At 65.9% G+C, this 17,963-nt stretch carries 16 protein-coding genes; 13 read left to right on the top strand and 3 right to left on the bottom strand.

Annotated elements, in window-relative coordinates; translation table 11 throughout:
- Positions 1-5 precede the first annotated feature (5 nt).
- The 7 genes from argB to LOC59_RS09550 all read left to right on the top strand — a co-directional run bounded on the left by argB (position 6) and on the right by LOC59_RS09550 (position 7,094).
- On the top strand, positions 6-932 hold the full coding sequence (gene argB / locus LOC59_RS09580; RefSeq protein WP_227894758.1) for an acetylglutamate kinase: 927 nt from the start codon (positions 6-8) through the stop codon (positions 930-932).
- Positions 929-2,185: an acetylornithine transaminase gene (locus tag LOC59_RS09575; protein WP_227894757.1), complete on the top strand. Its 1,257-nt coding sequence runs from the start codon at positions 929-931 to the stop codon at positions 2,183-2,185. The genes argB and LOC59_RS09575 overlap by 4 nt, the downstream gene beginning before the upstream one ends.
- A complete protein-coding gene (gene argF, locus LOC59_RS09570) occupies positions 2,182-3,147 on the top strand; it encodes an ornithine carbamoyltransferase (protein WP_227894756.1) in 966 nt (321 codons plus the stop codon). The genes LOC59_RS09575 and argF overlap by 4 nt, the downstream gene beginning before the upstream one ends.
- A complete protein-coding gene (locus tag LOC59_RS09565; protein WP_227894755.1) occupies positions 3,144-3,680 on the top strand; it encodes an arginine repressor in 537 nt (178 codons plus the stop codon). The genes argF and LOC59_RS09565 overlap by 4 nt, the downstream gene beginning before the upstream one ends.
- Positions 3,681-3,784: 104 nt before the next feature.
- Positions 3,785-4,993 carry an argininosuccinate synthase gene (locus tag LOC59_RS09560; RefSeq protein WP_227894754.1) on the top strand — a complete coding sequence of 403 codons (1,209 nt, stop codon included), beginning with the start codon at positions 3,785-3,787 and terminating at the stop codon, positions 4,991-4,993.
- A 4-nt stretch (positions 4,994-4,997) separates the two neighbouring features.
- The gene (argH, locus tag LOC59_RS09555; protein ID WP_229971676.1) at positions 4,998-6,467 is read left to right on the top strand and encodes an argininosuccinate lyase; all 1,470 of its coding nucleotides are present in this window, start codon (positions 4,998-5,000) and stop codon (positions 6,465-6,467) included.
- 93 nt (positions 6,468-6,560) lie between these two features.
- On the top strand, positions 6,561-7,094 hold the full coding sequence (locus LOC59_RS09550) for a pyridoxine/pyridoxamine 5'-phosphate oxidase (protein ID WP_229971674.1): 534 nt from the start codon (positions 6,561-6,563) through the stop codon (positions 7,092-7,094).
- Positions 7,095-7,177: 83 nt separating this feature from the next.
- Here the strand turns inward: LOC59_RS09550 and LOC59_RS09545 are convergent, their stop codons facing one another.
- From LOC59_RS09545 to LOC59_RS09535, 3 genes are all read right to left on the bottom strand, one after another.
- The gene (locus LOC59_RS09545; RefSeq protein WP_229971672.1) at positions 7,178-8,710 is read right to left on the bottom strand and encodes a tripartite tricarboxylate transporter permease; all 1,533 of its coding nucleotides are present in this window, start codon (positions 8,708-8,710) and stop codon (positions 7,178-7,180) included.
- The gene (locus LOC59_RS09540) at positions 8,707-9,246 is read right to left on the bottom strand and encodes a tripartite tricarboxylate transporter TctB family protein (RefSeq protein ID WP_227894751.1); all 540 of its coding nucleotides are present in this window, start codon (positions 9,244-9,246) and stop codon (positions 8,707-8,709) included. The genes LOC59_RS09545 and LOC59_RS09540 overlap by 4 nt, the downstream gene beginning before the upstream one ends.
- Before the next feature lie 69 nt (positions 9,247-9,315).
- The gene (locus tag LOC59_RS09535) at positions 9,316-10,287 is read right to left on the bottom strand and encodes a Bug family tripartite tricarboxylate transporter substrate binding protein (protein ID WP_227894750.1); all 972 of its coding nucleotides are present in this window, start codon (positions 10,285-10,287) and stop codon (positions 9,316-9,318) included.
- Between the two features lie 277 nt (positions 10,288-10,564).
- Here LOC59_RS09535 and LOC59_RS09530 point away from each other — a divergent pair, with 277 nt between their 5' ends.
- The 6 genes from LOC59_RS09530 to tyrS all read left to right on the top strand — a co-directional run bounded on the left by LOC59_RS09530 (position 10,565) and on the right by tyrS (position 17,327).
- Positions 10,565-11,299 carry a maleylpyruvate isomerase family mycothiol-dependent enzyme gene (locus tag LOC59_RS09530; RefSeq protein ID WP_227894749.1) on the top strand — a complete coding sequence of 245 codons (735 nt, stop codon included), beginning with the start codon at positions 10,565-10,567 and terminating at the stop codon, positions 11,297-11,299.
- Between the two features lie 75 nt (positions 11,300-11,374).
- On the top strand, positions 11,375-12,250 hold the full coding sequence (locus LOC59_RS09525) for an SRPBCC domain-containing protein (RefSeq protein ID WP_227894748.1): 876 nt from the start codon (positions 11,375-11,377) through the stop codon (positions 12,248-12,250).
- 62 nt (positions 12,251-12,312) lie between these two features.
- A complete protein-coding gene (locus LOC59_RS09520; RefSeq protein WP_227894747.1) occupies positions 12,313-12,960 on the top strand; it encodes a DNA-3-methyladenine glycosylase in 648 nt (215 codons plus the stop codon).
- A gap of 107 nt (positions 12,961-13,067) precedes the next feature.
- Positions 13,068-13,613, top strand: coding sequence for an adenine phosphoribosyltransferase (locus LOC59_RS09515; RefSeq protein WP_227895317.1), 546 nt, complete (start codon positions 13,068-13,070; stop codon positions 13,611-13,613).
- Positions 13,614-13,723: 110 nt separating this feature from the next.
- On the top strand, positions 13,724-15,991 hold the full coding sequence (locus LOC59_RS09510) for a UvrD-helicase domain-containing protein (RefSeq protein ID WP_229971670.1): 2,268 nt from the start codon (positions 13,724-13,726) through the stop codon (positions 15,989-15,991).
- Between the two features lie 13 nt (positions 15,992-16,004).
- Positions 16,005-17,327 carry a tyrosine--tRNA ligase gene (gene tyrS, locus LOC59_RS09505; RefSeq protein WP_229971668.1) on the top strand — a complete coding sequence of 441 codons (1,323 nt, stop codon included), beginning with the start codon at positions 16,005-16,007 and terminating at the stop codon, positions 17,325-17,327.
- Positions 17,328-17,963 lie beyond the last annotated feature (636 nt).

Raw genomic sequence — 17,963 nt, 5'->3', positions numbered from 1 at the left:
TCACCATGAGCACTCCAACAGAAGTCCGCGAACAGCTGGCCGCCCAGGACAAGGCCGCCACGCTGATTGAAGCGCTGCCCTGGATCCAGCGCTTCGCCGGCAGCACGATTGTGATCAAGTACGGCGGCAACGCCATGATCAACGACGAACTGCGGCAGGCCTTCGCCGAGGACATCGTCTTCCTGCACCACGTGGGCGTGCACCCCGTCGTGGTGCACGGCGGCGGGCCGCAGATCAGCGCCCTGCTGGACCGGCTCGGCATTGAATCCGAGTTCAAGGGCGGACTCCGGGTCACCACCCCCGAAGCCATGGATGCCGTGCGCATGGTGCTCACCGGGCAGGTCGGCCGTGAACTCGTGGGCCTGGTCAACTCCCACGGACCCTACGCCGTTGGACTCTCCGGCGAAGACGGCGGACTGCTGCAGGCCATCCGCACCGGAACCGTCATTGACGGCGAAGAAGTGGACCTGGGCCTCGTCGGCGAAGTCGTCGGCGTGAACCCCGGCGCCATCCTGGACCTCATCGAAGCCGGGCGGATTCCGGTCATCTCCACGGTCGCCCCGGAAATCGGCGCCGATGGCAACCCCACCGGGCAGGTGCTCAACGTCAACGCCGACACCGCGGCCGCCGCCCTGGCCGTCGCGCTGGAAGCCTCCCGCCTGGTGGTGCTCACCGACGTCGAGGGTCTCTACGCCAACTGGCCGGATAAGTCTTCCCTGATTTCTGCCCTGACCGCCGCGGAACTGCGCCAGATGCTGCCGTCCCTGGAATCGGGCATGATCCCGAAGATGGAGGCCTGCCTGGCAGCCGTCGACGGCGGCGTGGACCGTGCCGCCGTCGTGGACGGCCGGATGGCGCATTCGATGCTGCTGGAAGTCTTCACCACCGCCGGCATCGGCACCCAGATCGTTCCGGACGGAGAGAACGCATGAGCATCCCCAACGTTCCCGCTGCCCCGGCAGTGCCGCAGCTGGTGGATGCCTCGGGTACCGGCAGCGAGTGGCTGGCCCGCTACTCCGACTCCCTGATGGGTGTCTTCGGCACCCCGCAGCGCGTGCTGGTACGCGGCGAGAGCTGCACGGTCTGGGACGCCGACGGCAAGCCCTACCTTGACCTGCTCGGCGGGATCGCCGTCAACGCGCTGGGCCACGCCCATCCGTCCGTCGTCTCGGCCGTCACTGCCCAGCTGAACACGCTGGGGCACATCTCCAACTTCTTTACCAGCCCTCCGCAGATCGCCCTCGCCGAGAAGCTGCTTGAGCTGGCGCAGGCACCCGCGGGCTCGAAAGTCTTCTTCACCAACTCCGGCACCGAAGCCATCGAAGCTGCATTCAAGCTTGCCCGGCGGAACTCCACCGGCGAGCGGACCCGGATCCTGGCCATGGACCATGCTTTCCACGGCCGGACCATGGGAGCGCTGGCCCTGACGGCGAAGCCCGCGTACCGGGAGCCGTTCGAACCGCTGCCGTCCGGCGTCGCACACGTCCCCTACGGTGACGTGGAGGCGCTGCGCGCCGCAGTGGACGGCACGGTTGCCGCGGTGTTCATCGAACCGATCCAGGGCGAAGCCGGAGTCCAGGTACCGCCGGCGGGCTACCTTCAGGCGGCACGTGAGATCACCCGCGACGCCGGTGCGCTGCTGGTGTTCGACGAAGTGCAGACAGGCATCGGCCGTACCGGGACCTGGTTCGCTTCCGAAGGTGTCCTGCCGGATGCGATGACGGTCGCCAAGGGCCTGGGCAGCGGCTTCCCGATCGGCGGGCTGATCACCTTTGGCCCCGAGGTCTCCGGCCTGCTCGCCCCGGGCCAGCACGGAACCACCTTCGGCGGGAACCCGATCGCTACGGCCGCGGGCCTGGCGACGCTCACGGAGATTGGGTCAGGGAACCTCCTGGCCGGGGTCAACACCACGGGGGAGTACCTTCGTACCGGAGTGGCCAAGGTGCCCGGTGTCAGCTCGGTCCGCGGCCGCGGACTGCTGATCGGCATCGACCTGGAGCAGGAGATCGCTCCGGCAGCCGTTGCCGCAGCCCTGGACGCCGGTTTCATCATCAACGCCACCGGACCGGCCACCCTGCGCCTGGCCCCGCCGCTGATCCTCACCACCGACCAGGCGCAGAGCTTCATCGACGCGCTTCCCGCCATTCTGCAGGCCGCCGCGGCCACGACGATCGGACAGCCATGACCCGCCACTTCCTCGTTGACACCGACCTCACCCCGGCCGAGCAGGCCGAGGTCCTGGACCTCGCAGATGCCCTGAAGAAGGACCGCTGGAAATACCAGCCCTACGCCGGGGAAGGCTCCGGCCGGCAGACCGTCGCGGTGGTCTTCGACAAGACCTCCACCCGGACCCGGATCTCCTTCGCGGCCGGCATCGCGGACCTCGGCGGCGTGCCGCTGATCATCGGAGCCGGTGAATCCCAGCTGGGCCATAAGGAGTCCATCGCGGACACGGCCAAGGTCATGGAACGCATGGTCGCCACGATTGTCTGGCGCACTTATGCCCAGTCGGGGCTGGAGGAAATGGCCGCGAACTCCTCCGTGCCGGTGATCAACGCGCTGTCGGATGACTACCATCCCTGCCAGCTGCTCGCAGACCTGATGACGATCCGCGAACACAAGGGATCCCTCGCGGGCCTCACCCTGACCTACCTGGGGGACTGCGCCAACAACATGGCCAACTCCTACCTGCTGGCCGGCGTCACCGCCGGCATGCACGTGCGCGTTGCCGGTCCGGTGGGCTACCTGCCCGCCCCGGAGATTGTCGACGCCGCTGCGGCCCGCGCCGCGGAGACCGGTGGTTCGGTGATGATCACCACCGATGCCGCGGAAGCCCTCGCGGGTGCCGACGTCGTCGCCACGGACACCTGGGTGTCCATGGGCCAGGAAGACGAGAAGGCTGCCCGGCAGGAACTCTTCCGCGACTACGCCGTGGACTCGGCCGCCATGGCACAGGCCGCGGAAGACGCCGTCGTGCTGCACTGCCTGCCGGCCTACCGCGGCTACGAAATCTCCGCGGACGTCATCGACGGGCCGCAGTCCCTGGTCTGGGACGAGGCAGAGAACCGGCTGCACGCGCAGAAGGCCCTCATGGTGTGGCTGATGGCCGCCTCCGGCCTGACCGGAATCCCGGAGGCAGCCGTATGACCATGCCCACCACCAAGACGGCCCGCCAGGCACGGATCCGGACGCTGCTGACCGGCTTGTCGGTGCGTTCCCAGGCCGAGCTGGCGTCTCTGCTGGCCGACGACGGCGTGCAGGTCAACCAGGCGACGCTGTCGCGCGACCTGGTCGAGCTCGGTGCCGTGCGCATGCGCGGCAAGGACGGCGTGCTGGTCTACGCCGTTCCGTCCGAGGGCGGGGAACGCCGCCCGCAGTCCGGAGTCTCCCAGGAAGTGCTCGACGCGCGGCTGGCCCGGCTCTGCGGCGAACTGCTGGTCACCGCCGAGGCGTCCGGGAACGTCGTGGTGCTGCGGACCCCGCCGGGAGCGGCGAACTTCCTGGCACTGGCGATCGACCACTCGGTGATCCCGTCCATCCTGGGAACCGTGGCCGGCGACGACACTGTGCTGCTGGTAACCCGGGAGCCCGACGGCGGCGCCGAACTCGCAGCGCGTTTCCTCTCCATCGCGGACGAGGCTACGGCCAGCGGCCAGGCACCCGACAATCGAATACTGTAGAAGCTGAATCCGCAGGGTTTCCTTCCCGGCCACGCAGCTTCCCCCCACTTTTACAAACAACCGCAGCGCACCGCGCTGCACTCAACGCAAAGAGGAGCACATTCGTGAGCGAACGTATTGTTCTGGCCTACTCCGGTGGCCTGGATACGTCTGTAGCCATCGGCTGGATTGCCGAGGCAACCGGCGCCGAGGTCATCGCCGTGGCGGTCGACGTCGGACAGGGCGGGGAATCCCTTGAAACCATCCGCCAGCGTGCCCTCGACTGCGGCGCCGTCGAAGCCTACGTGGCTGATGCCCGCGACGAGTTTGCTGCGGAATACTGCATGCCGGCGCTGCAGGCCAACGCCCTGTACATGGATTCCTACCCGCTGGTTTCCGCGCTTTCCCGCCCGGTAATCGTCAAGCACCTGGTTGCTGCTGCCCGCGAATTCGGCGCCACCACCGTCTCGCACGGCTGCACCGGCAAGGGCAACGACCAGGTCCGCTTCGAGGTCGGCATCCAGACCCTGGGCCCGGACCTCAAGTGCATCGCTCCGGTCCGCGACCTGGCCCTGACCCGCGACAAGGCCATTGCCTTCGCCGAGGAGAAGAACCTGCCGATCGTCACCACCAAGAAGAACCCGTTCTCCATCGACGCCAACGTCTGGGGACGCGCCGTGGAAACCGGCTTCCTGGAAGACATCTGGAACGGCCCCACCCCGGACGTGTACGAATACACCTCCGACCCGGCCTCCGGCATCGCCGCTGACGAAGTTGTCATCACCTTCAAGGAAGGCGTTCCCGTAGCGATCGACGGCAAGCCCGTCACCCCGCTGCAGGCCATCGAGGAAATGAACCGCCGCGCCGGCGCCCAGGGCATCGGCCGGATCGACATTGTCGAAGACCGCCTCGTGGGCATCAAGAGCCGTGAAATCTACGAAGCTCCCGGCGCCATGGCCCTGATGGCCGCGCACCGCGAGCTTGAAAACGTCACGGTCGAGCGCGAGCAGGCCCGCTTCAAGAAGACCGTTGGCCAGCGCTGGACCGAACTGGTCTACGACGGCCAGTGGTTCTCCCCGCTGAAGAACTCCCTGGACGCCTTCATCGGGGACACCCAGAAGTACGTCTCCGGCGATATCCGCATGGACCTGCACGCAGGCCGCGCGACCGTGACCGGCCGCCGCTCGGAGTCCTCGCTGTACGACTTCAACCTCGCCACGTACGACACCGGCGACACGTTCGACCAGTCCATGGCCCGCGGGTTCATCGAACTGTTCGGCATGTCCTCCAAGGTTGCCTCCGGCCGCGACCTGCGGCTGTCCGAAGGAAAGTAAACACATGAATAACGGCAAGCCGTCAATCGAATCAGTGGCCGCGCAGCCCGGAGCCGCCGGCCCCGGATCAACGGTCCAGGGTGCGCTGTGGGGAGGCCGCTTCGCCGGCGGTCCGGCCGACGCGCTGGCAGCCCTGAGCAAGTCCACCCACTTCGACTGGCGGCTTGCCGGGTATGACATTGCAGGCTCCCGGGCACACGCCCGGGTCCTGCACAAGGCCGGGCTGCTGACCGGCGACGAACTCACCGGGATGCTCAAGGCCCTGGATGAGCTCGACGCCGATGTGCGCTCCGGCGCCTACCTCCCGGCCGAGTCCGACGAGGACGTGCACGGTTCCCTGGAACGCGGGCTGATCGAGCGTGCCGGAGCCCAGCTGGGCGGAAAACTCCGCGCCGGCCGCTCCCGCAACGACCAGATCGCCACGCTGGGCAGGATGTACCTGCGCGACCACGCCCGGATTATCTCGGGCGGCGTGCTGGCCACCGTCGACTCGCTGGTGGAACAGGCCGAGAAGCACCTGGGTGTGGCCATGCCCGGCCGCACCCACCTGCAGCACGCCCAGCCGGTCCTGCTGAGCCACCACCTGCTGGCCCACGCCTGGGCCCTGCTGCGCGACGTGCAGCGCCTGGCCGACTGGGACAAGCGCGCCGCCGTGTCCCCGTACGGCTCCGGTGCACTGGCCGGTTCCTCGCTGGGACTGGACCCCAACGCCGTCGCCGCGGACCTGGGCTTCGACTCCGCCGCCTGGAACTCGATCGACGGAACCGCCTCGCGTGACGTCTACGCCGAGTACGCCTGGGTGGCCGCCATGATCGGCGTCGACCTGTCCCGGATCAGCGAGGAGATCATCCTCTGGGCCACCAAGGAATTCTCCTTCGTGACCCTCGACGACGCCTTCTCCACCGGCTCCTCGATCATGCCGCAGAAGAAGAACCCTGACGTCGCCGAGCTGGCGCGCGGCAAGGCCGGCCGCCTCATCGGTGACCTCACCGGGCTGCTGGCCACGCTGAAGGGACTGCCGCTGGCGTACAACCGGGACCTGCAGGAAGACAAGGAACCGGTCTTTGACGCCACGGACACGCTGGAGCTGCTGCTTCCGGCCGTTTCCGGCATGATCGCGACCCTGGTCTTCAACACCGAACGCATGCAGTCCCTGGCGCCGCAGGGCTTCGCCCTGGCCACCGACATCGCCGAATGGCTGGTCCGCCAGGGTGTGCCGTTCCGGGAGGCGCACGAGCTCTCCGGTGCCGCCGTGAAGCTGGCCGAATCCCGCGGCGTCGAACTCTGGGACCTCACCGACGAGGAGTACGCCGGGATTTCGGAGCACCTGACCCCGGAGGTCCGCACCGTGCTTTCGACCGAGGGTTCCCTGGACAGCCGCAGCGCACAGGGCGGAACAGCGCGCTCAGCCGTCGAAGCGCAGCTGGCCGAGCTGAAGAAGCAGCTCGACGCCGCCCGCGCCTTCGCCGACTAACCCTCCTCCTCGAAAGGGCAGTTACGGCTGGTTTGAGCCCTCAAACCAGCCGTAACTGCCCTTTCGTTTACGCCGGGGCACTAGCGTGGAGCCATGCCGAACCCGAACTTCCGGCGCATGCTGCGCGCCCTGCCCGACTTCCCGGAGGACCTGCCGGACTTCGACCCGGACACGGCTCCCGCGGATCCTGCGGAGCTGTTCCGTCTCTGGCTGGAGGAGGCCCTGGCTGCGGGAGTGCCGCAGCCGCATGCCTTGTCCCTCGCCACAGCGGACGCCGCCGGGAACCTCTCCTCCCGCATGCTCATCCTGAAGGACATCGACGACGACGGCTGGCACTTCGCCACTTCGCGCTCCTCGCGCAAGGGCCGAGAACTTGAGCAGAACCCCCGCGCCGCCATGAACTTCTACTGGTATGCGCTGGGCCGCCAGATCCGGGTGGCCGGAGACGTGGTCCAGCTCAGTGCCGAAGCCTCCGCCCGGGACTGGGATGAACGCCCCGGTGCGGATGGTTCGGAGAACCCGCTCTGGCAGCTTTACGCCCTGGCACCGCGGGAAGTCGAGTTCTGGCAGGCCGATCCCGGAAACCGGCACATCCGGCACCGGTATCCCACCGGCGGGCCAGAGTGAGCACCGCAGATTAAACGAAAAGGCCCCGGACGAATGTACTCGGCAAACTGCCAGGTACAACCGCCCGGGGCTTTACCGCCTGGCTAAGGCAGCGGCGTCTGCTCAGGAACGCGCGCCGCTGCCAGCCGGCGGCGCTTGGCCCGCTGGCGCAGCGGCGGGACGATCAGGGCGGCCGCGGAGATCGTAAGGAGCAGCAGGGCAATCGGGCTGGTGAAGACTGAGTTCCAGCCGTCGGTAATCAGCGCCCGGCGCAGGTTCGCTTCGGCCAGCGGCCCGAGGATGAGGCCAAGAACTGCAGGTCCGGCCGGGAACCCGAAGCGCAGCATGAAGAGCCCAATCAGACCGAAGATCATCATCATGAACACGTCGAAGACACTGTTGCTGATGGAATATGTTCCAACCATGCAGAAGATCAGGATGATCACCCAAAGGTAGTGGCTCGGCAGCTCCAGCAGCCGCACCATGCCGCGCATCCGCACCAGGCTGAGGCCCAGCGTCAGGATGGTTGCGATCAGCATGATGGTAACCAATGAAGAGACCAGATCCGGGTGGGTGCTGAACAGCGCCGGCCCGGGCTGGATGCCCCAGATCATCATGGAGCCGATCATTACCGCCATGACGGAGTCTCCGGGAACGCCCAGAGCCATCGTGGTGGTGACGCTGCCGCCCAGCGTCGCGGTGCTGGAGGTGTCCCCTGCGGTCAGGCCCTCCAGGGAGCCCTTTCCGAATTCTTCGGGATGCTTGGAAGCCTTCCTGGCATTTTCCCAGGCGATGACGCCGGCAATGTCGCCGCCGACGGCGGGGACCAGGCCTACAACTGAACCGGTAGCCGCACCGATGCCCATGGGCTTCAGGAGCCGGCGCATGAGCTTTCTGCCCGGCATCCAGCGGCCCATCTGGGTCACGGGCTTCACATGGCTCTCCTGCCGCGCCCTGGTCAGGATCTGGTTCAGCACTTCAGCGACACCAAAGAACCCGATGATGACGGCGATGAACGGGATGCCGCCGTTGAGCTCCAGGATGTTCATGGTGAAGCGTGCATCGCCGGTGATCGGGTCACGGCCAACGGTGGCGAGCAGCAGGCCAAACGCGCCGGCGGCCAGGCCCTTGATGACGCGTCCGGAGGAGACACCTACCATCATGGTCAGGCCGAACACGACGAGTGCGAACATCTCGGGCGGACCGAACTGCCGGGCGAATTCCGAGAGCGGCACTGCGGCGACGGCCAGAATGATGATGCCGACGATCATGCCGAAGGCTGATCCAAACGCCGACGTCGTCATGGCCAGTCCCGCTTGGCCTTTAAGTGCCAGCGGGTAGCCGTCAAAGGTCGTTGAGATGGAGGCCGGCGTGCCGGGAGTATTGATCAGGATGGCCGGCACCCTGTCCCCGAACTGGGCGGCAACGTAAATGGTCAGCAGGACTGCCAGGCCCTGGATCGGTTCCAGGGTCAGCGTAAAGCCGCTGGCAAGGGCGACCGCCATGGTTGCGGTGACACCCGGAAATGCGCCGACCAGCATGCCTACCGCGATGCCGAGCCCAATGTAAAGGAGGGTGTCTACCTGAAGGACGGTCATGATGCCGTCTGTAACCGGGGAAGCGGCAATCGAAATCATAGGTTCACTCGCAATGCGACGACGAAGAGGAAATGGAGGATGGCCGCGACAATGGCCGGGAACATAAGCAGCGGCTTCCAGCCCCGTCCGCCGTAGAGGAACGTCAACGCCGTCGTGGCAGCGAAAGTGACCAGCCAAAACTGCAGGACGTTCCAGAGCAGGAGGTAGCCCACCAAGATCCCTGCGGTTCCAGCCAGACGGCCGAGACCCCAGGACGTAATCGGGTCCGGGACATTGGTGCTGCTGACTCCCCGGAGCACATTGACCACCGCCATGAGCGCTCCGCAGACGATGAGGCACCAAGCCAGCATGGTGGGCCAGAACGGCGGGCCAAGTTCCACCCGAACGCCGGAGTTGATGTCCTGGGCCATAATCAGGACGGTAATGCCCAGGCCCAGGGTGACACCCGCGGGGATCAGCTCCCGAAGACGGTGAGCCCTGTCCGTGACCAGGACAGCCGGGTCAAGGAGTCCGTCGCCTTGGCTTTGCACAGTTTCGGCAGGATCGCCTTCGACCGCAGATTCGTGATTGCTCATATATTTGGGTTCCTTTTCTGGATCCGGGGCACCGGGCCGCGAGCGGCCCGGTGCCCCGGATGCTGGGGCCTACTTGCCTTGCGCCAGCGCGATCCAGGGGCCGTAACGGTCTGCTTCAGCTTCCAGGAACGACTTCATCTCTTCAGAATCCTTGAAGGTCGGAACCAGGTTGGAGTTTTCGATAACGGTGCGGTACTCAGGATCCTCGACAGCCTTGCCCATGGCCTCTGAGAGCCGCTGGACCGTCTCAGCGGGAGTTCCTGCCGGGGCCATGATGCCGACCCAGGAGGCATTGGTCAGGTCGATTCCCGATTCCTTGGCGGTGGGGACATCAGGGTTCTTCGGGTCGCGCTCGTCCGTGAGCATCGCCAGGTAGCGCAGCTTGCCGGCGTCGACCTGGGTCTTCTGCGTGCCGATTGCGTCGATGGAGAAGTCCGCGTCACCGGCCGCCACGGCGGCCACAGCGGGGGCTGAGCCATCGAACGGTACGGATGTCAGTGTGATCCCGGCCAGTTCCTGGAGTCCCTGGGCGGGGGAGTCCCAGACCGAGCCGACGCCGGGGCTTGAGTACGTGATGTCGCCCGGGCTGGCCTTGGCCGCTTCAATGAGGTCTTCGAGGGTTTCGAAAGGGCTGTCCACGGGGACGGCGATGGCACCGGGTCCGGCAAGTCCCTGGCCGATGGGTTCGTAATTGGCCGGGTCGATGTCGTAGTCCTGGAACTGCAGGGTGGCAACCTCGACACCCATCATCGAGAGGTTGTATCCGTCGGGCTTCTGGTCCTTGAGCCAGTTGTAAGCGACTGAACCGTTGGCGCCGGGCCGGTTCTCCACGATGACTTCAACGCCGAGCTCGCGTTCAAGCAGCGGGGCGATGGTGCGCGCAGTCAGGTCACCGGAGCCGCCGGCCGCCCAGGGGACCGTGAGCCTGATGTCCTGGGCCGGGAACTCGTCGCCGGAGTCGCTGCCGCTCCCCGAAGCACATCCGGACAGCGCGAAGAGGCCAATGGTTCCAATGGCCAGTGACTTGGTGAGTCTTTTCATGTAGGGCTCCTTTTGCATCCGTGAGGCTGGCGGACGCAGCCGGCTGTCGTCGATGACACCGGTCGGCCCCCAGATTGCTACTGCGCGCTATGCGAACAAATGTTCAACAAACGCACACTGGCTGTAATCTAATTCACACATTCCCCATCTGCAAGGATGCAGTCAAACTATGACCTGCCTCGTTCGCTGGGGTGTTAGGGAGTCCGATCGCCCGCAAGCCTCCGTCCGTGACTGGGACGAACGCGCATCCTGACGGGTCCGGCGCTACGCTGGGCGCATGACTGAGCAGACCAACGCCGAACTGCTGGCCGCCATCAGCACCGCAGCACAAGAACTTGCACGGCATTTGCCCCCGCTCTCCGACGAGCAGGTAGCAGCGCCGTCGCGCCTGCCGGGGTGGAGCCGCGGGCATGTCCTGGCCCATGTCGCCGGGGTGAGCACAGCCATGGCCCGCCAGGTCGAGTTCGCTGCCCGCGGGGAAACCGTCGAACTGTACGACGGCGGCGTGGACGGCCGGAACCAGGCCATCGAACGCGGCGCCCTGCGCTCGGCCGCTGAGCACCGTGCGGTCCTGGCCCGGGAAATCGGCCAGGCCATTGAGCGCTTCACGGCCCTCGACGACGCCGGCTGGAGCGCCGCCATTTCCTACCGCGGCGGCGTCGTGCGGGATGGAGCGGAAGCCCTGTGGCGCGAACTGGTGATCCATCTCAGCGACCTGGACATCGGCGTCGACGCGGATGCCTGGCCTCCGGCATTCTCGGACCACCTTTTTGGCTTTCTTTCTGCCCGCGTCCCTGACGGCCTGCGCCTGAGGCTGCAGCCCCTCGGGCACATCCCGCGGACCATCGGCAACGGGCCCCGCACCGTGGCGGTCAACGGAATGGCGACCGACATCGCCGCGTGGCTGGCAGGACGGCATCCCAGCCTGGGCAGCCTCCGTGCTGATGCGGACGCCGACGGCGTTGCGCTTCCGGTGCTGCTGCCATGGCCGTCCGCAATGAGCCCGCAGTAGGGGCGGGCCTTCCAGAGCAAGCGCGTCCAGCCTAGGGTTGATAGTGCGATAATCCGCGTCTACGGAAGGCCGGCCATGGCTGACTCAGCAACACCGTCCAGTGATTCCGGGAATGATGTCTCCGCCGTTCCGCAGGGACGGATCGAAAAGGTCACCGACGGCTGGGCCGTGGCCTTCGATAAGCAGTTCGACTATCCCACTGCCCACATTTGGGATGTGCTCACCAACCCCCGCAAGGTGGAACAGTGGCTGGGATCCGTAACGCCCGGCTGGGAGCTGGGCAAGGAATACACCCTCGACATGGGCAACGGAACCGCCTCGGGCACCGTCCTGCAGCTGACCCCCCGGTCCAGCCTGCAGATCTCCTGGGACGATGAACTCGGTGAAGAGTCCGTGCTGGAATGGCAGGTCCTGGAGTCCGACGGCGGTGCACTCCTGACGTTCCGCTCACGCACCGACACCGCCGATTTCCTCGCCGAGGGAAGCGCCGGATGGGAGGGGATACACGACGCCTTCGCGGCCGTGGCCGCCGGCGGAGCCCCGGATCCGGAACCCCCGGGGCAGTGGCGGTCCCTGCGCGATGCCTACAGCCGTGACTTCCGTATCTCCCCGACCATGGGTGTCCTGGAAGAAACACCGGAAGGCCGGACCATCTATTTCGAACGCTGGTACGACGCCCCCGCAGATGATCTGGGTGCCGCTCTCGAGAGCTCCAGCGGCAACCTGCGCATGGGCGAAGGCGCGGAAATCACCGCCGTTGACGAGGACGGTTTTGGAAAGCTGCGCATCACACAGCGGCTCGAAGGCGGTACGTCCCAGGACGCCGCCGCCCTCATGGCCGCTTGGCATCTGGCGCTCGATTCCGCAGCGGTCCGTCTGGAAGGCGGAACCCCGCACCCGAACTCGCACCGGCTGCGCGCCCTTGAAGCTCTCTATCGATCAATGGTCTGAGTCCGGCAGCCGAAAACCGGCCGGTTTTTTGGCCCGGGGGTCCCGCTTGCTACGGTCGAGGCATGAATCTCCCGGACCCGCGCACGCGCCTTGCCGTTCCGGCCACGGAGGCAGCTCCGTGGCTCCTGGGAGCCGTGCTGCATCATGAAGCCGACGACGGCGCCGTGGCCGTCCGGATCACCGAAGTCGAGGCCTATCTGGGGGAGGCGGACCCGGGATCGCATGCCTTCCGCGGCCAATCCGCCCGTAACGCCACCATGTTTGGTCCCGCCGGGCATCTCTACGTCTACTTCACCTACGGCATGCACTACTGCGCCAACGTTGTCTGCGGGGATGAAGGCACGGCCACCGGACTGCTGTTGCGGGCAGGGGAAATCGTTGAGGGACACGGGATTGCCCGGAAGCGCCGCAACGAACCGAAGACGGACCTGGACCTGGCCCGCGGTCCCGCACGGCTTGCGCAGGCCCTGGGCATTGACCGGGCCCTGAACGGGGCCGACGTTTTTGCCGCGCCGCTGCGGCTGGAACTTCCTGCCCAACCAGTGGATCCTGCGCGGATCTCCCGCGGTCCGAGGGTAGGGGTCAGCGGTGAGGGCGGGGGAGAGGCCTACCCGTGGCGCTTCTGGTTCACCGGGGAACCCACGGTCTCCAAATACCGTCCTGCTGTGCCGCGTCGGCGGCCGGCGGGCGCCACCGCCAAGACGGCCTGAACCGGCTTCCCTGTGACCAGCAGCGCAGCCCCGGACGGGCACCGGGCAGGGTAACCGGGGCCGGGGCCCGGTAAGGTGGATGGGTGAAAGACGAAGCTTCAGCACCCCTGGCCGGCTCAGCAAGACCGGCCGAATCCATCCTCGAGACCATTGACCGCCTCTGCGCGGTGGTCCCGAACTACCCGACGCCGGGGGTGACGTTCCGCGACCTGACTCCGGTCTTCGCTGACGGGCCGGCACTGCGGGGCATGGTCGACGCCCTGCTGGCCGACTTCGAGGGAACCTTCGACTACGTGGCCGGCGTCGAAGCCCGCGGATTCCTGCTGGCCGCTGCCGCAGCCTACGCCTCCGGACATGGTGTCATCACCGTCCGCAAGCCCGGTAAACTGCCGCGCCCGACGTACAACGAGGCGTACTCCATGGAGTACGGCACCAACAGCCTCGAAGTGCACATCGGCGACATTCCGCACGGTTCCCGGGTCCTGGTCCTGGACGATGTGCTGGCGACCGGCGGTACCCTGGGCGCCACCGCCAGGCTCATCGAACGTGCCGGCTCCAGCGTTGCCGGCATCGGCGTCGTACTTGAACTGGACGGCCTTGGCGGGCGGGAAAACCTGGCCGGTTACAAGGTCCGTTCCCTGCGCACGTACTAGTCTTTTGGGTGCCGGCGGCGCGCCGTCTGGCCGCTCTATGGACAGGGCATGGAAAATGTGCCGATGCGGGGTAAGATTGACGGTCTGCCTTTGCGAGAGGGAACGCGAACATGCCTGAAACGTCTTCGGCCCATGAGGAGCTCGAAAACGAGCGCCAATATGTGGCCGGCCTGTACCACCGCCTGGATGAACTGCGCGAGGAAAAAAGCGAGCAGCTGGCCCAGGTCCGCCGCAGCCACTCCGCCGGTTCGCACCAGAACCGGTCTGAACGCGATGCCTTCGCAACCATGTACGAGGACCGCCTCGCACAGCTGAATGCTGTCGATGACCGGCTGGTTTTCGGACGCCTGGACCTCGACGACGGCGAGACCCGCTACATCGGCAGGATCGGCCTCTCCACTGCCGATCTTCAGCGGCTGATGGTCGACTGGCGCGCCCCCGAAGCCGGCACCTTCTACCAGGCCACGGCCTTTGAACGACAAGGTGTGCGGCGCCGCCGGCACCTGATGCTCAAGGGGCGTGACGTCGAAGGCCTTGAAGACGACGTGCTGGATTACTCCATGCTGGAGGACGGCGAAAATCTCCAGGGCGAAGGCGCCCTCCTGGCGGCACTGAACTCCAAGCGCACGGGCCAGATGTCCGACATCGTCGGCACCATCCAGGCCGAGCAGGACCGGATCATCCGCGCTCCGCTGCCCGGCACGCTGGTCGTGCAGGGCGGCCCGGGCACCGGCAAGACAGCCGTCGCCCTGCACCGTGCTGCTTACCTGCTCTACACGCACCGCGAACGGCTGAAGTCTGCCGGCGTCCTGCTCGTCGGCCCGTCCAACGCCTTCATCCGGTACATCGAACGCGTACTGCCGTCCCTGGGCGAGACCGGCGTCGTCATGGCCAGCCTCGGACAGCTGATGCCCGGTATCACCGCCTCAGGCGAGGACACAGCAGCGGCATCGGAGGTCAAAGGCAGACTGACGATGGCCGACGTCGTCGCCCGGGCCGTGGCGAACCGCCAGCGCATCCTGGCCGAACCGCGGCGCCTCAACGTTGACGGCACCATGATCACCCTCACGCCCAAGCAGGTGGCGCGGGCCCGGGACCGGGCGCGCGCCACCGGCAAACCCCACAACGAAGCCCGCGTGACCTTCGTGAAGATCCTGCTGCGCGAGCTCACCGACCAGATGACCGAAGTCCTCGAAGAGTCAGCGGGAGCAGGCAACAGCACTGACCGGGCCTACCTGGCTGAAGATGTGCGCAGCGCCCGGGACGTGCGAGTTGCCCTGAACCTGTGCTGGATGCCGCTCACCCCGGAGAAGCTCATCACCGAGCTGTTCAGCAAGCCCGGGCACCTGGAAATGGCCGCTCCCGAGCTCACGGATGCCGAACGTGCGCTGCTGATGCGCAGCCCCGACGCGCCCTGGACCGAAGCCGACATTCCCCTTCTCGACGAGGCGGCGGAACTGCTGGGTGACCTTGACGCCTCCGCCGGCCGCGACAGCGCCGCCCTGGAGGAGGCCCGGAAGCGGGACCTCGCCAACGCCGAGCGTGCCATCGAGAACACCGAGGGCTTCCTTGAAGACTCCGGTGCGCACGGCATCCTTTCCGCTGAAGACCTGGCGAACCACAACATGGCGACGGAACAGCGGCTCACCGCTGCCGACCGCGCCGCCGTCGACCGTACGTGGGCCTTCGGGCACGTCGTGGTGGACGAGGCGCAGGAACTCTCCGCGATGCAGTGGCGCCTGCTGATGCGCCGCTGCCCGCTGAAATCGTTCACCGTGGTCGGCGATATTGCCCAGACTTCCTCCGCGGCCGGGGCAACGTCCTGGCAGCGGGCCCTGGAACCGTTTGTGGGGGAGCGCTGGACCCTGGAGGAACTGACGGTCAACTACCGTACCCCGGCCCAGATCGCCGAAGCCGCGGTTCGGATGGCCAATGCGGCCGGCCTGGTGGTGTCGGCGCCCAAGGCCGTGCGTGAGGGCCAATGGGCGCCGTTCCTGGACACCGTGCCGGAGGGCACCCTGGTGGACAGGCTGATGCAGACACTCCCGGAGGACCTGGAAGCAATTGAGGGAGGCCTTCTGGCCGTCATCACGGAGGAACACCGGCTGACCGAGGTCCGCCGGGCTGTTACGGCCGTGTACGGGAACCGTGTCGGGACGGGCGCCGGGGGACTGTCGCAGGACATCGTCGTCATCTCGCCCCGCGAGGCAAAGGGACTCGAGTTCGACGGCGTCGTCATCCTTGAGCCGTCCGAACTGCTGACCGCAGCGGCCGGCAAGGTGGGGGATCTGTACGTTGCCATGACCAGGCCCACACAGAGGTTGCGTCTTATAGCGGAGCACGGCATCCCCGCGGGCATCGACGGCACCGAATCCTGATAATTTAGAAGGCGTGCCACAGAATACCGAGACCTCCGAGGGCCTAGTTGCCCAGCAGAACGATCCGACCTTTGCCAACATCTGGCAGGAACTGAAGTGGAGAGGGCTGATTAAGCTCTCCACCGATGAGACGGAACTGGAAAAACTCCTCAGCGGAGACCCGGTCACGTATTACTGCGGCTTCGATCCCACGGCGCCGAGCCTGCACCTGGGCAACCTGGTCCAGCTGCTGACTATGCGCCGCCTGCAGCTGGCCGGGCACCGTCCGCTTGCGCTCGTCGGCGGCTCCACCGGTTTGGTCGGAGATCCGCGCCCGACGGCGGAACGCACCATGAATACCAAGGAAACGGTCGCAGAATGGGTTGGCTACCTGCAGGGACAGGTCCAGCGCTTCCTCAGCTTTGAGGGCGACAACGCGGCCCGCATGGTGAACAACCTGGACTGGACCGCTCCGATGAGCGCCCTGGACTTCCTTCGGGAAATCGGCAAGCACTTCAGGGTCGGAACCATGATCAAGAAGGAAATCGTCGCCTCCCGCCTGAACTCCGATGAAGGCATCAGCTACGCCGAGTTCAGCTACCAGGTGCTGCAGGGCATGGACTACCTCCAGCTCTTCCGTGATTACGACTGTGTGCTGCAGACCGGCGGCTCCGACCAGTGGGGAAACCTCACGTCCGGCACCGAACTGGTGCGCAAGGTGGAGGGCGCCGGCGTCCACGCCCTGGGTACGCCGCTCATAACCAATTCGGACGGCACCAAGTTCGGCAAGAGCGAGGGCAACGCCATCTGGCTGGATCCCACCATGACCAGCCCTTACGCCATGTTCCAGTTCTGGCTGAACACCGCCGACGCCGATGTGATCGACCGCCTCAAGGTCTTCACCTTCCGCACCCGGGAGGAAATCACAGAACTTGAGCGCTCCGTGCAGGAAGCACCGCACAAGCGCGAGGCGCAGCGGGCCCTTGCCTACGACGTGACCTCGCTGGTCCACGGCACCGGCGCGACCGACAAGGTGATTGCCGCTTCTGCTGCGCTCTTCGGGCAGGGCGAGCTGGAGTCCCTGGACGAAGCCACGCTCACCGCCGCCACAGCCGAACTGCCCCGTGCAGAAGTAGGATCCGGCAGCCTGGGGATCATCGACCTGCTGGTAGCCACGCAGCTTTCCAAGACAAACTCCGATGCGCGCCGCACCATTACCGAAGGCGGGGCGTACGTGAATAACCGCAAGGTCACCGAGATCGACGCCGTGATCGGCACCGATCAGCTGCTGCACGGCAAGTACCTGCTGCTGCGCCGCGGCAAGCGGACCCTGGCCACCGTGGTGGTCACGGACTAAACCACTGCAGTCGGCGGAAGGCCGGTCCCACGGGGCCGGCCTTCCGCCGTTTTGCCGTACTTGGGCGTGTTACGGGCAGTGCAGGAGATCACAGGGATCCCGGCTTGCATGGGTCACCGGAGGTGTGCAAAGATAAATGAGTCGCCGCGGCCGGGACGCTCCGCTGAGAAGCAAGAGCGCCGAGCATGGCGGCAAAAATCCAACCGACACAGAGGCTTGCTTCGAGGCATTGGCTGAGAAAATAACCTCTCGTTTGGCGTGGAATCATCATTCTGTTTCATGCAGATTTCGGAGATATTCCGGATTTGCTAAAATCGGATTGATGAAATAGAATTATGAAACACCGCAGCGGTGCGAAAAGAAAAAGAATCAGCCGGAAACGGAAATGGTTTTTCTGAGTAGACCGGATGCGACTGTTGTTTGAGAACTCAATAGTGTGCCAAGTTTATTGATACCAATTATTTTGATTGGTTGAACTGGCTGTTCGGCCCACCCCGTGGGCTGGAACGGCTTTTTTAGCTGGTTTCGAATTTAGTGCATGACTGTGCAGCCAATTTTCCTTGGCTCCGGTTGTGTGTCTGTAACACATTTACGGAGAGTTTGATCCTGGCTCAGGATGAACGCTGGCGGCGTGCT

Origin of the sequence: Arthrobacter sp. zg-Y916, assembly GCF_020907385.1 — a bacterium.
In the GTDB taxonomy this organism is placed as follows: Bacteria; Actinomycetota; Actinomycetes; order Actinomycetales; family Micrococcaceae; genus Arthrobacter_B; species Arthrobacter_B caoxuetaonis.
The sequence above is the reverse complement of the archived record's forward strand: the minus strand, read 5'-3'. Positions and strand labels throughout refer to the sequence as shown.

What these genes read in the sequence shown, in the direction of transcription:
- argF (WP_227894756.1), top strand. Translation starts at nt 2,182, where the DNA reads ATGACCCGCCACTTCCTCGTTGACACCGACCTCACCCCGGCCGAGCAG.
- LOC59_RS09525 (WP_227894748.1), top strand. Translation starts at nt 11,375, where the DNA reads ATGGCTGACTCAGCAACACCGTCCAGTGATTCCGGGAATGATGTCTCC.
- argH (WP_229971676.1), top strand. Translation starts at nt 4,998, where the DNA reads ATGAATAACGGCAAGCCGTCAATCGAATCAGTGGCCGCGCAGCCCGGA.
- LOC59_RS09545 (WP_229971672.1), bottom strand. Translation starts at nt 8,710, where the DNA reads ATGATTTCGATTGCCGCTTCCCCGGTTACAGACGGCATCATGACCGTC.
- LOC59_RS09575 (WP_227894757.1), top strand. Translation starts at nt 929, where the DNA reads ATGAGCATCCCCAACGTTCCCGCTGCCCCGGCAGTGCCGCAGCTGGTG.
- LOC59_RS09535 (WP_227894750.1), bottom strand. Translation starts at nt 10,287, where the DNA reads ATGAAAAGACTCACCAAGTCACTGGCCATTGGAACCATTGGCCTCTTC.
- LOC59_RS09540 (WP_227894751.1), bottom strand. Translation starts at nt 9,246, where the DNA reads ATGAGCAATCACGAATCTGCGGTCGAAGGCGATCCTGCCGAAACTGTG.
- LOC59_RS09520 (WP_227894747.1), top strand. Translation starts at nt 12,313, where the DNA reads ATGAATCTCCCGGACCCGCGCACGCGCCTTGCCGTTCCGGCCACGGAG.
- LOC59_RS09565 (WP_227894755.1), top strand. Translation starts at nt 3,144, where the DNA reads ATGACCATGCCCACCACCAAGACGGCCCGCCAGGCACGGATCCGGACG.
- LOC59_RS09550 (WP_229971674.1), top strand. Translation starts at nt 6,561, where the DNA reads ATGCCGAACCCGAACTTCCGGCGCATGCTGCGCGCCCTGCCCGACTTC.
- argB (WP_227894758.1), top strand. Translation starts at nt 6, where the DNA reads ATGAGCACTCCAACAGAAGTCCGCGAACAGCTGGCCGCCCAGGACAAG.
- LOC59_RS09510 (WP_229971670.1), top strand. Translation starts at nt 13,724, where the DNA reads ATGCCTGAAACGTCTTCGGCCCATGAGGAGCTCGAAAACGAGCGCCAA.
- LOC59_RS09530 (WP_227894749.1), top strand. Translation starts at nt 10,565, where the DNA reads ATGACTGAGCAGACCAACGCCGAACTGCTGGCCGCCATCAGCACCGCA.